15 protein-coding genes and 1 tRNA gene are annotated in these 14,464 nt (G+C 70.0%); 6 read left to right on the forward strand and 10 right to left on the reverse strand.

The features are described 5' to 3' along the window. Position 1: 1 nt before the first annotated feature. Genes ACGF3C_RS04215 through ACGF3C_RS04235 form a run of 5 tightly spaced genes read right to left on the reverse strand, consistent with a single transcriptional unit; the run spans position 2 to position 5,780 of the window. Complete coding sequence (locus tag ACGF3C_RS04215; protein WP_393218593.1) at positions 2–1,507, reverse strand: peptidoglycan D,D-transpeptidase FtsI family protein; 1,506 nt, start codon at positions 1,505–1,507, stop codon at positions 2–4. Further along, positions 1,504–2,997 carry an FtsW/RodA/SpoVE family cell cycle protein gene (locus ACGF3C_RS04220; RefSeq protein WP_112601214.1) on the reverse strand — a complete coding sequence of 498 codons (1,494 nt, stop codon included), beginning with the start codon at positions 2,995–2,997 and terminating at the stop codon, positions 1,504–1,506. Before ACGF3C_RS04220 ends, ACGF3C_RS04215 begins: the two co-directional genes overlap by 4 nt. A 30-nt stretch (positions 2,998–3,027) precedes the next feature. After that, entirely contained in the window at positions 3,028–4,503 is a 1,476-nt protein-coding gene (locus ACGF3C_RS04225) for a protein phosphatase 2C domain-containing protein (protein WP_357227259.1), read from the reverse strand. After that, positions 4,500–4,985, reverse strand: a complete 486-nt coding sequence (locus ACGF3C_RS04230; RefSeq protein ID WP_355004608.1) for an FHA domain-containing protein — start codon at positions 4,983–4,985, stop codon at positions 4,500–4,502. Before ACGF3C_RS04230 ends, ACGF3C_RS04225 begins: the two co-directional genes overlap by 4 nt. 6 nt (positions 4,986–4,991) lie before the next feature. Continuing rightward, positions 4,992–5,780, reverse strand: coding sequence for a DUF3662 and FHA domain-containing protein (locus ACGF3C_RS04235; RefSeq protein ID WP_007454122.1), 789 nt, complete (start codon positions 5,778–5,780; stop codon positions 4,992–4,994). A 206-nt stretch (positions 5,781–5,986) separates the two neighbouring features. On the opposite strand from ACGF3C_RS04235, the gene ACGF3C_RS04240 reads away from it, so the two are divergent. From ACGF3C_RS04240 to ACGF3C_RS04250, 3 genes are all read left to right on the forward strand, one after another. Then, positions 5,987–6,072, forward strand: a tRNA-Leu gene (locus ACGF3C_RS04240). Positions 6,073–6,136: 64 nt separating this feature from the next. Then, positions 6,137–7,252 carry an NAD-dependent epimerase/dehydratase family protein gene (locus tag ACGF3C_RS04245; RefSeq protein ID WP_238687678.1) on the forward strand — a complete coding sequence of 372 codons (1,116 nt, stop codon included), beginning with the start codon at positions 6,137–6,139 and terminating at the stop codon, positions 7,250–7,252. Further along, positions 7,249–8,055, forward strand: coding sequence for a WecB/TagA/CpsF family glycosyltransferase (locus ACGF3C_RS04250; RefSeq protein ID WP_357222285.1), 807 nt, complete (start codon positions 7,249–7,251; stop codon positions 8,053–8,055). The genes ACGF3C_RS04245 and ACGF3C_RS04250 overlap by 4 nt, the downstream gene beginning before the upstream one ends. 67 nt (positions 8,056–8,122) lie before the next feature. Here the strand turns inward: ACGF3C_RS04250 and ACGF3C_RS04255 are convergent, their stop codons facing one another. After that, complete coding sequence (locus tag ACGF3C_RS04255; RefSeq protein WP_357222287.1) at positions 8,123–9,679, reverse strand: S8 family serine peptidase; 1,557 nt, start codon at positions 9,677–9,679, stop codon at positions 8,123–8,125. Positions 9,680–9,895: 216 nt separating this feature from the next. Between ACGF3C_RS04255 and ACGF3C_RS04260 the strand changes: the two genes are divergently transcribed. Further along, positions 9,896–10,495 carry a hypothetical protein gene (locus tag ACGF3C_RS04260; protein WP_393218600.1) on the forward strand — a complete coding sequence of 200 codons (600 nt, stop codon included), beginning with the start codon at positions 9,896–9,898 and terminating at the stop codon, positions 10,493–10,495. On the opposite strand, the gene ACGF3C_RS04265 is transcribed toward ACGF3C_RS04260, so the two are convergent. From ACGF3C_RS04265 to ACGF3C_RS04275, 3 genes are all read right to left on the reverse strand, one after another. After that, positions 10,463–10,861, reverse strand: a complete 399-nt coding sequence (locus tag ACGF3C_RS04265; protein ID WP_238658498.1) for a hypothetical protein — start codon at positions 10,859–10,861, stop codon at positions 10,463–10,465. The genes ACGF3C_RS04260 and ACGF3C_RS04265 overlap by 33 nt on opposite strands. Positions 10,862–11,074: 213 nt before the next feature. Then, the gene (locus ACGF3C_RS04270; protein ID WP_357222291.1) at positions 11,075–11,296 is read right to left on the reverse strand and encodes a DUF397 domain-containing protein; all 222 of its coding nucleotides are present in this window, start codon (positions 11,294–11,296) and stop codon (positions 11,075–11,077) included. Continuing rightward, positions 11,266–12,147 (reverse strand): helix-turn-helix transcriptional regulator, encoded by an 882-nt coding sequence (locus ACGF3C_RS04275; protein WP_091396372.1) that lies wholly within the window; start codon positions 12,145–12,147, stop codon positions 11,266–11,268. Before ACGF3C_RS04275 ends, ACGF3C_RS04270 begins: the two co-directional genes overlap by 31 nt. A gap of 626 nt (positions 12,148–12,773) precedes the next feature. Between ACGF3C_RS04275 and ACGF3C_RS04280 the strand changes: the two genes are divergently transcribed. Together ACGF3C_RS04280 and ACGF3C_RS04285 are read left to right on the forward strand one after the other, a co-directional pair. Beyond that, on the forward strand, positions 12,774–13,058 hold the full coding sequence (locus tag ACGF3C_RS04280; protein WP_355004603.1) for a hypothetical protein: 285 nt from the start codon (positions 12,774–12,776) through the stop codon (positions 13,056–13,058). A 103-nt stretch (positions 13,059–13,161) separates the two neighbouring features. Further along, a complete protein-coding gene (locus ACGF3C_RS04285) occupies positions 13,162–13,617 on the forward strand; it encodes a hypothetical protein (protein WP_357222293.1) in 456 nt (151 codons plus the stop codon). A gap of 7 nt (positions 13,618–13,624) precedes the next feature. Here the strand turns inward: ACGF3C_RS04285 and ACGF3C_RS04290 are convergent, their stop codons facing one another. Then, positions 13,625–14,440 (reverse strand): PASTA domain-containing protein, encoded by an 816-nt coding sequence (locus ACGF3C_RS04290; protein ID WP_393218606.1) that lies wholly within the window; start codon positions 14,438–14,440, stop codon positions 13,625–13,627. Positions 14,441–14,464 lie beyond the last annotated feature (24 nt).

Genomic DNA, 14,464 nt, shown 5'->3' on the forward strand with positions numbered 1-14,464 from the left:
GTCAGCGACCCCCTGGGTCGGCGATGGCGGCCTTCATGATCTGGCCGGCGATCCGCGCCGCCTCGGCGCTACCACCGGGGCCGGCCTGCTCCAGCATCACGCAGACAGCGGAGACCGGGTTGCCGTTCTTGTCCAGGGCGAAGCCGATGAACCAGCCGTGGTCGGGCCGGTCCGGAGCGGACTGGGCGGTACCGGTCTTGCCGCCGACCGTGTAGCCGTTGATCGCGGCCTTCTTGCCGGTGCCGTTCTGGACCACGCTGACCATCATCTCGCGCAGGTCGGCGGCGACCTGCGGCTCGACGGGCTGGCGCAGCTCCCGCGCCTTCGCGCTGTAGTAGCTGGTGGTCCGGTCCGGCGCTAGCAGCTGCCGCACCAGGTACGGCCGCATCTGACTGCCGTTGTTCGCGATCGCGCCGGCGATCATGGCGCCTTCGAGCGGGGTCATCCGGACGTTGTTCTGGCCGATCGAGGACTGGGCCAGCGCGGCCGGGTCCGTGCTGCCGTCCGGGTTCTGGATGTCGCCGGTCCGACTGGCCGCCGTGGGCAGGCCGCCCTCACCGAGATGACCGACGGTGAGGTCCTCCTGCTCGAAGCCGAACTGCCGGGCCTTCTCCTTGATGGCGTCGGCTCCGAGTCGCACGCCGAGCTGCGCGAAGCCGGTGTTGCACGACTCGGTGACCGCCTCCAGCAGGGTGACCTTCGGCTCCGGGCAGATCGAGGCCGCGGCGTTACGGATCGGGGTGCCCGAGGTGGGCGGGGTCCAGCTGGAACCGGCCGGGATCTGGGTGGACTTGGTGATGCCGTTCTCCAGCGCCGCCGCGGCGACCACGATCTTGAAGGTGGAGCCGGGCGGCAGTGTCTCGTCGAGCGCGCGGTTCTTCAGCGGTTCGGCCGGGTCCTGCTCCAGCTTCTTGTACGCCACCGTCGCCTCGTTGGTGTCGTGGCTGGCCAGCGGGTTCGGGTCGAAGCTCGGCATGGAGACCAGCGCCTGGACGGCACCGGTACGCGGGTCGATGGCGATCGCCGCGCCCCGCTTCGCACCCACCTCGTTGTTGCGCAGCTGGTCGTACGCCACGTCCTGGGCCCGCTTGGAGAGCGAGAGCAGCACGTTGCCGCCGCCGGTGTCGTCGCCGGTGAACATGTCCTTCAACCGGTCGCCGATCAGCTGGTCGCTGGTGCCGGCCAGGAAGTCGTTCTCCGCCCGCTCGATGCCCTGGTCGGCCAGGTTGACCGGCTTGTAACCGAGCACGTGGGCGTACTTGGCGCCGCTGGGATACATGCGCCGGAACTTCAGGTTGCCGGTGGTCTCCTTGCTGGTGGCCAGGGCCGTGCCGCCAGCCTCGATGTTGCCGCGCTTACGGTCGTACTCGGCGACCTGGACCCGACCGTTGTAGTCGCTGGTCCGGTATTCATCCGCCTTGTAGGCCTGGATCCAGTTTAGGTTGGCGAAGAGCAGACCGAACAGGACCATGACGACGACGCCAACGCGGCGCAGGGGTGCGTTCACGGCTTGATCACCTCCGTGGGAGCACCGTGCAGCTGCTCGGGCGGGCCACCGCTGGGACGAGCCGCCTTGCCGCCGCCCCCTCCGGTCACCGGTCGGCGGGCGCCGTCGGAGACCCGCAGCAGCACCGCGATGAGCAGCCAGTTGGCCATCAACGACGACCCGCCGGCGGACAGGAACGGGGTCGTCTGACCGGTCAGCGGGATGAGCTTGCTGATCCCGCCGACGATCACGAAGACCTGGAGGCCGAGGGTGAACGCGAGACCGCCGGCGAGCAGCTTGCCGAACGAGTCCCGTACCGCCAGCGCGGCGCGCAGCCCGCGCTCCACGATGAGCAGGTAGACGACCAGCAGCGCGGAGAGGCCGAAGAGGCCGATCTCCTCACCGATGCCGGCGAAGATGAAGTCGTTCTGCACCTCGGGCAGGATCTCCGGCTGACCGCCGCCCGGTCCGGCACCGAAGAGCCCGCCCGTGCCCAGGGCCAGCAGGCCCTGCACGAGTTGGTAGCCCTTGTTGGTCGGGTCGGCGAACGGGTCGAGCCAGATCTCCGCCCGCACGTAGAAGTTGGCGAACGGCCCGCCGACCGTCGAGCCGAGGACGTAGGCGAGGTACGCGCCGCCGAAGAAGAGGACCAGGCCGATCAGCAGCCAGCTGACCCGTTCGGTGGCGATGTAGAGCGTCACCACGAACATGCCGAAGTAGAGCAGCGAGGTGCCCAGGTCCTTCTCGAAGACCAGCACCAGGACGCTGATCAGCCAGACGCCGACCACCGGCCCGAGGTCGCGGCCACGCGGAAAGTCGATGCCGAGGAAGCGCCGACTGGCCAGCGAGAGCACCTCACGCTTGCGCACCAGGTAGTAGGCGAAGAAGACCAGCAGCGCCAGCTTGGCGAACTCACCCGGCTGGATGGAGAAGCTGCCGACCCGGACCCACAGCTTCGCGCCGTTGATCTCGGAGATGCTCGACGGCAGCACCGCCGGGATCATCACCAGCACGATGCCGGCCAACCCCAGGGTGTACGCGTACCGCGAGATCGACCTGTGGTCGCGCATGATCGCGAGCAGAGCGGCGGCGAGAATCACCGCACCGAGCGTCCAGGCCAGCTGACGCCCGCCCTGCCCCGCGAAGACGGCAAGGCTCTCCCGTTCGGCCACCGGGGCGTCGCCCAGGTCGATCCGGCGCAGGAAGCCCACCCCGAGCCCGTTGAGCAGGGCCACCGCCGGCAGCAGCGCCGGGTCGGCGAACGGGGCCAGGAACCGGATGACCAGGTGCAGGCCGAGGAAGACCGCGCCGAGCGCGGCGGCCGGCATCCAGAAGTCCGGGGTGACCGTGTCCAGCAGGTTCGCCTCGACGGTCGCCCCGTACGCGGCCACCAGCACCATCGCGAGCAACAGCAGGTACAGCTCGGCGTTGCGGCGCGACCGCGCCAGGCGTACGCCGGATTGCTCGCCCGCGGTGGCGGGCGAGGGTGCCGGTGTGGCCGCTACGGTCACGGGTGGAGTCCTCAGGATCTCAGCCGACGCTCACTCAGGAGACCGGCAGCCGGCCGGGTCGAGCGCCGGCGGGGCCGAGTCGGAGGGCGTGACGTCGGGTGTGGTGGTCGCGCCGGCAGCACCGAGAGCGGTGGTGGCACCTGCGGTCGGGCTTGCGCTGACAACCCCGTTGGGGGTCGGCGACGCGTTGGCGCTCGGGCTGCCGTTCGGGGTCGGCGTCGAACCGAGTGGGGTCGGCGTCGGCGTCGGCGTGGTGACCCCGACGGCGGTCGGGTCGAGCGGGCAGAGCGGCTTCAGGTTGGGGTTGCTCGGCGTGTCGCTGGTCAGCTCGGCGAGCTGACGCTCGGCGTCCGGCTCACTCTTCGCCCGGATGCCGACCTTGACGGTGTCCTGGGCGGCGACGGTGAGGTCGTCCAGGCGGGTGCCGCTGCGGCGGTGAACGCTGGACAGGTCCATCCCGGCGATCTGGCCCTGGACACCGCGGAAGACGGCAACCTGGCCCTCTTCGGTGGCTCCCACGTAGTACTGCCGCTGGGTGTACGTCCAACCGCCGAACGACGCACCGCCGACGATCACCAGCAGGGCCAGCGCCATGGCGGCGGTCCGGACCGGACGTCGTTTCGGCCGGTCGGCGTCATCGTCGGAGGCCGCCGGCTCCTCGGGCGCGGCCGGACGCGGCGCGGAGAGCGCCGAGGCTCGGGCGGCCGGAGTCGAGTCGTCGGCGGAGGTCGCCATGCCCCGGTCCCGGGCGGCGGCGCCGCCCACGATCGGGGTCGCCTCGACGATGTCCTGGTCGGTGGCGTCGGCGATGATCACCGTGATGTTGTCCGGCCCACCGCCGCGCAGCGCGAGCTGCACCAGCCGCTCGACGCACTGCTGCGGGTCGGTGTACTCCCGCAGGGTCTCGCCGATGGTCTCGGCGCTGACCACACCCGAGAGGCCGTCGCTGCAGATCAGGTACCGGTCGCCGGGCATGACCTGGCGGACCGAGTATTCCGGGTCGATGTCCCGACCGTCGAGGGCACGGGTGAGCAGCGACCGCTGCGGGTGGCTGCTCGCCTCCTCGGCGCTGATGCGGCCTTCGTCGACCAGCATCTGGACGTAGGTGTCGTCCTTGGTGATCTGCGCGAACTCGCCATTGCGCAGCAGGTAGGCCCGCGAGTCGCCAATGTGGACCATCCCCAGCTTGCTGCCGGTGAAGAGGGTCGCCGTCAGCGTGGTGCCCATCCCCTCCAACTGCGGGTTGGCGTCCACTGTGTCGCGGAGTTGTTGGTTGGCGGTGCCCACTGCCGAACGCAACGCGTCGACGAGAGCGTCCCCTGGGACGTCCTCGTCGAGCGGCGCCATGGCACCGATGACGATGTTGCTGGCGACGTCACCGGCGGCCATACCGCCCATGCCGTCGGCAACGGCGAGTAACCGCGGCCCGGCGTAGACGGAGTCTTGATTGCCGTCTCGGATCAGACCGCGGTCGCTGTGGGCCGCATAGCGCAGGGTCAGAGTCATGGCCGTAATTCGAGGGAAGTGCGGCCGATCCGGATCGGCACGCCGAGGGGGACGGGGGTTGGTCCGGAGACCTTAGCGCGATCGAGGTACGTGCCGTTAGTCGAGCCGAGGTCCTCGACGTACCACTGCCCCTCACGCGGCATGAGCCGGGCGTGTCGCGCGGAGGCGTAGTCGTCGGTGATGACCAGGGTGGAGTCCTCAGCCCGACCGATGGTGATCTGCGCTTCCCCGAGAGTGATTTTGGTGCCGGCCAGCTGACCGGCCGTCACCACCAGTTGGTGCGCCGCTCTGCCCCGTTTCACCTTCGCTGGCTTGGCCCCCTGCCCCGTCGAGGCGCCCACCGCGCGTGGCGCGGCCACCAGACGACCGGACCGGGCGCCCGCGAAGAGGTCCCTGCGGATCACCCCGACCACCGTGAACACGAAGATCCACAGCAGGATCAGGAACCCGAACCGGGCAACGGTGATGACCAGTTCCGGCAAGGCGGGTCAGCCGTCCACGCGGAAGGTCAGCGTCGTCGTCCCGAGCTGGACCATGTCACCGGGGTTGAGCGCGACGGCGGAGACCCGCTGCCCGTTCACCATGGTGCCGTTGGTCGAACCCAGGTCGGTCAGCACGACCTGGCCCCCGTCGAAATCCAGCCGGGCGTGTCGCCGGGAGATGCCGACGTCGGGCAGGCGCAGGTTGGCCTGGTCGCCGCGACCGATCACCGTCGACCCCATCTGAAGGGGGTAGGTGCGACCGTCGCCGGAGACCAGCCGCACGTTGCGACCGCCACCGTGCCCGGGCGGCGGGCCGTAGCCACCGCCCTGGTCGTACGCGGGGTAGGCGGGCGGGCCGGCGTCGTAGCCGGGCGCCGACACCGGGGCGACCTCGCCGCCGGTGTAGACCTCGGCCGTGACACGGAACATGCCCGTGTCCAGGCCCTCGCCTCGCTCGATCTCGACGATCACGTCGCCGTAGACCGTCCACGCCTGCTCGCCGATGAACTCCGCCTGCGACTGGGCCAACTCCTGGGCCAGCGCGGCGGCGTACGGCGCCAGCCGACTGTGGTCGAACGGCGAGAGATCGATCACGTAGCGGTTGGGCACCAACGTGCGCCCACCGGCCAGGATCGCCTTGTGCGCCTCGGCCTCCCGCTGCATGGCGTTGAGGATCTCCACGGGGTGGACCACCCCTTTGAAGACCTTGGCGAAGGCCCCTTCTACCAGGCCTTCCAGACGCTTCTCGAAGCGTTGCAGCACGCTCACCGGCTCCTCCTCGGGTCCCGAGGACATGATGGTATCCGGCCGGCGCGCGCGCAGCTCACACGCCGCTCGGCCGGCTGCTCTCGACCCGTTCGGAAGGGCCGGGATTGTCGTGCTAATCTTTCGTCCGCCACGAACGGTAATCGCTCGTGGCGAGCGTCAGGGACAGCGTAGTATTCCCGAGGCCCGTTGGAGACAGCGGGGCCGGGCAGCTAGAGTGTTCCGGGTTGTGCCACGGGGATGTGGCGGAATGGCAGACGCGCACGGTTCAGGTCCGTGTGCCCGAAAGGGCGTGGGGGTTCAACTCCCCCCATCCCCACCACTGACGAGGGCTCCGCTTTATGCGGGGCCCTTCCGTCATATCGGGGCGTGCTGGACGTCACGCTATGCTCCGATGGATTCTGCCTCCGATGGACCAGGAGTGGCGTGTGAGTGTCGCGTTGGTGACAGGGTCGGGTGGTCTGATCGGCTCCGAAGCGGTCCGGCATTTCGCCGGCCTCGGTCTGGACGTCGTCGGCATCGACAACGACATGCGCCGGTACTTCTTCGGCGAGGACGGCTCCACCTCGTGGAGCCTGGAACGGCTCGGCCGTGACCTGGGTAACGCGTACACCCACTTCGCGGTGGACATCCGGGACCGGGACGGCCTGGAGCAGGTGTTCAAGAAGTACGGCTCGGACATCGCAGTGGTGATCCACAGCGCTGCCCAGCCGAGCCATGACTGGGCAGCCAAGGAGCCGTACACGGACTTCGACGTGAACGCCGGCGGCACGCTCAACATCCTGGAGAACACCCGCCGGCACGCGATCGACGCGCCGTTCATCCACTGCTCGACGAACAAGGTGTACGGCGACCGGCCCAACAGCCTGCCGCTCATCGAGTTGGAGACCCGGTACGAGCTGCCCGAGGACCACCGCTGGTACCAGGGCATCACCGAAGAGATGTCGATCGACCACTCGCTGCACTCGGTCTTCGGCGCCTCAAAGGTCGCCGCGGACGTGATGGTCCAGGAGTACGGGCGCTACTTCGACATGAAGACCGCCTGCTTCCGGGGCGGCACGCTGACCGGCCCGGCGCACTCCGCGGCCGAGCTGCACGGGTTCCTGGCCTATCTGATGCGCTGCGTCATGGAGGGCCGGACGTACAACCTCTTCGGCTACAAGGGCAAGATGGTCCGGGACGCGATCCACTCGCACGACGTGCTGACCGCGTTCGAGGCGTTCTTCCGGGCCCCGCGATCCGCGGAGGTCTACAACCTCGGTGGCGGCCGCCACTCCAACACCTCGCACATTGAGGCGTTCCGGATCGCGGAGGAGATCACCGGCCGCGAGGCGCAGATCAACTACGTCGAGCAGAACCGCACCGGTGATCACCAGTGGTACGTGAGCAGCATGGCCCGGTTCGAGGCGCAGTATCCGGACTGGAAGATCACCTACGACGTGCCGATGATCCTGCGGGAGATCTACGAGGCCAACGTGGACAAGTGGGTGGCCCAGCCATGAGCGCCCGGACGAAGCGCAACGTGCTCGGCGTCCTGGTCGACGCCACCGACTACGCCACGGCGACCGACGCGGTGGTGACCGCGGCACACGAACGGCGTCCCCTCGCGCTGACCGCGTTGGCAGTGCACGGTGTGATGACCGGGGTGCTCGACCCGGCGCACAACGCGCGGCTCAACTCCTTCGACGTGGTGACGCCGGACGGGCAGCCGGTGCGGTGGGCGCTCAACCTGCTGCACCACGCGGGGCTCAGCGACCGGGTGTACGGGCCGACCCTGACCCTGCACGTGCTGTCGCGCTTCGCCGACGAAGGGCTACCGGTCTACCTGTACGGCTCGACCGAGGAGACCCTCGCCCGGTTGATCCCGGCCCTGGAGCAGATGTTCCCGGCGCTGAAGATCGCCGGGGTGGAGCCGTCCAAGTTCCGTGCCGTCCAACCCGGTGAGGACGCCGAGATCGCCGACCGGATCCGGTCCAGTGGCGCCCGGTTGGTGCTGGTCGGGCTCGGCTGCCCGCGCCAGGAGGTCTTCACGTACGCCATGCGGCCGCTGCTCGACATGCCGCTGATGGCGGTCGGCGCGGCCTTCGACTACCACGCCGGGCTGCTGCGCCAGCCCCCGCCGTGGATGCAGCGCGCCGGCCTTGAGTGGTTCTGGCGCCTCGGTCTGGAGCCGAAGCGGCTCTGGCGCCGCTACGTCATCCTCAACCCGGCCTACCTGAGCAGGCTCGCCGCGCAGAAGATCGGCCTGTGGAAGGCCCGCCCGCCGGCCCCGGCCACCGAGCGGCCGGCCACCTTCTCGGTCTGAGCCCGATCCGTACGACGCGAGGCCCCACCCGGAACGCCGGGTGGGGCCTTGCGTCGTCGGAACCCGATCAGACGGTCAGGGTCCAGGTGTTGATGTAGCCGGTGTCGGCCGAGTAGGTGTCCCGCACCTGGAGTCGCCAGATGCCGTCGGCGGCCTCACCGGACACGTTCACCGTGTACGTGGCGTTCACGTTGTCGGCGCTGTCCGAGGTGCTGCTGTTCTTCAGCCGGTACGAGCTGCCGTCCGGGGCGAGCAGGTCGATGACCAGATCACCGCGGTAGGTGTGCACGATGTTCACCGCCACGGTGGAGGCCGAGGAGGCGTTGCGACCGCAGCCGGAGATGGTGATCGAGCTGGTCACCGCCGAGCCGGCGTCCGGGATCGACACGTCGGTGCCGTTGGTGCCGGTGCAGCCGGTGGGCGGCGGCGGGGTGCTGCCGGTGCCCACGTAGAGCAGCAGGTTCGGCGAGCCCGAGCCGGGGTTGCTCACCACGTTGGGCGTGGCGTTGGCCACCAGTTGGTTGCGGACCTGAGCCGGGGTCCAGGTCGGGTTGGCGCTGGCCACCAGGGCCGCAGCTCCGACCACGTGCGGGGTGGCCATCGAGGTGCCGCTGATCGTGTTGGTGGCGGTGTTGCTGGTGTACCAGGCCGAGGTGATCGACGAGCCCGGCGCGAAGATGTCCAGGCAGGTGCCGACGTTGGAGAACGACGACCGGGCGTCCGTGCTGGTCGTCGAGCCCACAGTGATGGCTTCCGTGGTGCGCGCCGGTGAGGTGTTGCAGGCGTTCGCGCCGCTGTCGTTGCCGGCCGCCAGGCCGTACGTGACACCCGAGGCGATCGAGTTGCGGACGGCGTTGTCCAGCGAGCTGTTCGCGCCGCCGCCGAGGCTCATGTTCGCCACCGCCGGCTTGATCGCGTTCGCGGTGACCCAGTCGACGCCGCCGATCACACCGGCGTTGGTGCCACTGCCGGAGCAGTTCAGCACCCGTACGCCGACGAGCTGGACGGCCTTGGCCACCCCGTACGCGGACCCGCCGACGGTGCCGGCCACGTGCGTGCCGTGCCCGTTGCAGTCGTCGGCCGACCCGCCGTCCACCGCGTCGTAGCCGGAGGTGGCCCGGCCGCCGAAGTCGTTGTGGGAGAACCGGATGCCGGTGTCGATGATGTAGGCGTGCACGTTGCTCGCCGTGTTCGGGTAGGTGTAGGAGCTGTCCAACGGCAGGTTGCGCTGGTCGATCCGGTCGAGGCCCCAGGAGGGCGGGTTGGCCTGCGTGCCGGAGATCGAGACGGTGTGGTTCTGCTCGACGTACGCCACAGCCGGGTCGGCCGCGATCCGCGCCGCCGCGCGTGCGTTCACCTTGGCCTCGAAGCCGCGCAGCGCCGCCCCGTAGGTGCGGGCCACGGTGCCGCCGTGGCGGCCGGAGAGCCGCTTCGCCGTGTCGCCGACCCGGTCCCGGGCCACGGCGCTGTCCTTGAGTACGACGATGTAGCTGTCCGGCACGGCGGTGGCTCCGCCGGCGGCCCGAACCACACCCACGGGTTCGGCGGCCAGGGCTGGGGTACCGACGGCCAGCACGGTCGCCGCGGCCACCCCGATCAGTACGGACCTTCGTGGAAGACCCATTTCCTACCTCCCTCTGACCGGCGGTGGAACGTGACCGCCGGTCCCAACATCAATCGACAGTTGCCGATCTAGCTGAGGGTAAGTCAGCCGTCGGGCAGTTGAACATGTCGAAACGGCCATACCTTCGAGTGATGACCCCCTACGGGCCCGGCGTCCGGGGCGAACGGGGGGCACGCCCGGATTCGCTCCGCCCGGATTCGGGAAAGACTCTCGAACATGGAGAGTCAGCTCAGCATCCTGCTCCCGGTCGCCGCCGTCTGGCTGGCCGCCGGCGTCGTTGCCGACGGCCTTCCCCGGCTGCGCAACACCCGCATGCTGCGTCGGCGTACCGGATGGTTGCTGGTGCTGGCCCTCACCGGCGTGGCGCTCACCGCCGCAGTGCTCGGCGGCGGACTGTTCAGCGCCGGCACCGCTCCGATCGACCGGGCCGCCGCCGGGCTCACACTGGCCGCCGGCCCGGCGCTCGTTGCGACGGTCTGCTCGGTACGACGGATCCGCCGGCTGTGGGCCGGCGCGGGCGCGTTCGCCAGTGCCCCCGCCACCCCCGCGCCGCACGGGCTGCGCGCCGCCGCCGCCCACCCCCTCGTGGGGCTGCCGCTACAGGTCACCGCCCTGGCCACGGTGCCGGCGTTGATCGCCGCCGCTGGCGCCGACCTCGGGGCCGACCCCGGCGTCACCGGGCCGGCGATCACCGTGGGCGCGCTTGCGGTGATCGCCATCGGGGTCCGGCACGCGCTACGCCACAACCGCCTCGCGGAGCGGGCCCGGCCCGCCGTCGCAGGGTCAACGCGGGCGGCTGGCGCTCTGCACGTATAGCAGTTCCAGGATCGACCTGGTCGCCTCGAACCAGCGGTCCAGCCAGTCCTGCGAGGGCACTGTGCCCTTCGGCGGCAACTCCATCAGCAGACCACGCAGCAACGGGTGGTCCGCCAAAGACTCGGGCGGCTCCATCGGCCAGCCCGCTGGCGGGAACGACGGCTCGATCAGCGGGTTCGGGTCCAGTGAGGGCAGCGACAGCGGAGGATCCGTCGTCTCGGAAGCACCCTCCCGCCCGCTCAACTCCTGGTCGGTCGAGACCACCTCGGTCAGAACCGTGTCCCGACGAGCGCCGCGATACTTGCCACCGAACCGCTCCGGCTTGGCCGGACCGGTGGTGAGGTTGTCTGAACCGATCGTCGTCATCCGTCTCGCCTACTCGCTCGGTTGCGGGTCGGTGCGGCGGGTCGTCGACCAGCGCCGTACCGACCGGTTCAACGAGACGGGGACGCTCTGGCGACGGGAATCCCGACGGAACCTGGCCGACTCCTGCCGCGACGCGGCAGTCAGCCGCGCCTACCGCGGACACGGCAGAGTCCCCGTCCGGCGAACCGGACGGGGACTCCACTGACCAGTCGGTCAGATCGCGCCGAACACACCACCCCGGGTGCCTGAAACGAAGGAGTGCCAGTCACCCGGTGCGAACACCAGGGCGGGGCCCGCCTTGTCCTTCGAGTCCCGCACTCCGACCGCGCCCGTCACGTACGCCACCTCCACGCAGTTGTCACAGTTCGGCCCGCTCTTCGAGCTCTTGAACCATGCTGCCTGCGTCAGGTCCACGGGGAACCCTTTGGTCGCCATTTCCACAACGGCTCCTCTGCCAGTTTTGCGATGTGTGCGACGGACTCCTCCGGACGTATGGCCGCAGCGCGGATGTGATCGAAGATGAAGCTGTACTTCTGTAGTTCGTCGCTCTTCTCGAGGAAGAGCCCACCCGTGGCGTTCTCCGCGTACACAACATCCGGATCACCGGGCTCAGGGAAGCTGAGGATCGTGAACGTGCCGTCCATGCCGGCATGCGCACCCACCTCGAAGGGCAGGATCTGCAGCGTCACGTTCGGCAACTCGGCCACCTCGACCAACCGCTTGAGTTGACCGCGCATCACCTCGTCCCCGCCCACCGGCCGACTTACCACCGCCTCATCGAGCACCACCCACAGATCGACCGGATCGTCCTGGGTCAATAACGACTGACGGCCCAAACGGACACGCACTCTTTGATGCACCTGATCGGCGGTGAAGTCCGGACGGGCGGCACGGATCATGGCCCCGGCGTACTCCTCGGTCTCCAGAAGACCCGGAACGACCTGCTGTTCGTACGCCCGGATCGAACTGGCCGCCGCCTCCAGCCCGACGTACGCGCCGACGAGCACAGTGCTGTAGGGGTGCCACCAGCCCTTCTGGCGGGCCTCCCGGGCGATCTGCACGAGCTCGTCGCTCTCGGCGCCGACGACGCCGTAGATCCGCAGCATGTCCCGCACGTCGCGTGGGGTGGCCGTGGTGTGCCCGGTCTCGATCCGGGAGACCTTGGACGCCGAGCATTCCAACTGTTCGGCGACCACCTCGATGGTGATTCCGGCGGACTCCCGCTGGCGACGCAGCTCGGCCCCGAGCCGCCGCCGTCTGATGGTGGGACTGCGCCGCTCACTCATCGCGCAACCCCGTGAGTCACTGGTCTCCGCCGCTGGCTGCTCGACCCCACTCGGGCTACCTCCGGTAACGCGCCACTGGGTGACACCCGCCGGGGGCGCGACCGTCGACCGGCGAGCGTTCGCGACGAAGGGGGTGGTGCCGGTCCTCGGCCGGCCGCGACGGGCGAAACCGATCCCCAGTCTGCCGCCCGGACGCGGATGGCTTCAATAGGCCTTTCGCGCGACACGCTCACGTATCGGCAAAAGTCGACGTGCAACTTGCATGAAGCACGTCCCTGATGCACTCTGTCCGTATGGCACGGATCACTCAGCGTCTCCGTTCGGTCCCTCGGAGTGGTGACCCCACCGCTTCGGGGAGGCCGGGCACGACGCGGGCCCGGCCGACGACAACGCGACCTGCTCCGGGGTAAGGACCCCGCCGCTGCAAGCCGGCAAGCTGCGGCGGCGGGCGCGTTCCCGGAAGCAACCGGGTGGTGGTCGGGTGACGGCACGTCACCAGCGGGGTACGGCCCGACCACCGCCATCCGCACCACCGGTTCACGAGGCACGACCCCGTCACCGGCCGAGACGTCCCCCGTTCAGGCACCGCCGGCGCAATCGCCGGCCGATCCTCCCCAGGAGCCCATGTGCTTCCCCGCACCGGTGACGTACTGCATGTGACACGCGCGGCGAGTGTCCAGTTCCTCAGGCCGATCAAGTTCCGGGTGATCCGGGTCCTCGACTGGCCGACCTATGACGGCTGGCTGTGGCTCGACGGCTACGAGTTGAACACCGCGGGCGACGCTGTCACCCGACGGTCGATCTTCGTTCAGCGGGAAGGGTTGCAGCAACTGCAGGCCGCCCCCGAACCCCGTCCGCACACCGTGCGGGCCCGCCGCCCGGTCGCGCGTACCCCGCTCCGGGTGGGCTGACCGACCCGAACCGCCGCCGGTGGGCGTGCCATCGCCATAGAATCGGTACGCCCACCCCGGCACGTTCCACCCGCTCGTCCAGGACCCTGACCCTGGGATGGTCATGGTCAATCAGCCCGCCCTGCGGCGGCACCACCGCTCTCTCATCGCCTATGCCTTCGGACTCCTCGCCCTCCTCGGGGCGATGGCGACACTCCTGGTCCTCGCCCGCGACCCGGCGATGTCGTCCACCCGGCTGACCGCACCGGTGCCCGCGCCGGAGATCACCGTGCTCGACTCCGACCCGCCGACGGGCGACGGTCAGTCGGTCTACGAGAAACCCGGCTGGACCGACACCGACACCCCGGCCGACCAGGCTGGTGGTACCGACCGGACCGGGCCGGTGTCCGGGCTGGGTGCCGGCGGCCAGTCCGACGGCCGTCAGGAACTCACCGAGGCCGCTCCGGCTGGGCACAGCGCCACGGACATCCGCCATTCCCTCTTCTGGTCCGGCATCTTCGGCCTCGCCATCTCGCTGGCCGGCATCGGCCTCGTCGGCACCCGCCGCCGGATGTGGTGACCAACGGTCACGACGTGCTCGTCACAGTGGGGCTCGGTGTGGTCGGGCTCGCCCCGGTCGAGGGCTGGGCCTGGGAGATGATCAACAACACCTCGTCGTCGGTGGACACCGACGTGCCGGCGTCCGGCTCGGTGCCCACCACGGTCCCGGGTGGCAACTCCGACGGGCGGTACACCACCCGGTAGGTCAGGCCGAGCCGAGCCAACAGCCCTTCGGCGGTGGCCTGCGGCAGGCCGGCGAGCGGTGGCACCGGCAGTTCGTCCGGCGCTTCCGTCGTCGGCGAGCTGCTCGGCGACTCACTGGTGGGCGCCGCCGACGTGGGGGCTGCGCTGGTCGGCAGGGCGCTGGGGGCACTGGTCGGCGGAGGCGACGGGGTGGGCCCTCGATCGTCCCGGTCGTCGTCCTGCTGGGCGAGCACCACCCAGAGCGCGCCCCCGAGCAGGCCGGCGAGCAGCAGCGCCAGTACGCCCCAGAGGATCGGCGACCACCACCGCCGGCCACCCTGCTCCTCGACGTACCACTCACCGCCGGCGTCATCCGGTCGGGGCGAGCGCACCTCGGCCCGGCCGGACCAGGCCGGCGGTATCGGCGCCGTCCGGTCGGCCGGCGGGCCCGGCCGGGTGCCGGCAGACCGGTCGATCGGCATTGTCTGGTCGGGCGAAAGATCGGGACGAGCCGGGACGGTCCGGTCGATCGGTGCCGTCTCGTCCGGTCCGTCGGCGGCGGGCCCGGTCGGGGCCGGCCGATCAGCGGCGGAGGGCAGAGGTCGGGTCCGGTCGTCGTCGTGCTCGTCGGCGGGAGGCTCCTGGCGGTCGTCGCTCATCGCACGTCCTTTCCCGAACCCGGA

This window comes from Micromonospora sp. NPDC047762, from assembly GCF_043204655.1.
In the GTDB taxonomy this organism is placed as follows: domain Bacteria; phylum Actinomycetota; class Actinomycetes; order Mycobacteriales; family Micromonosporaceae; genus Micromonospora.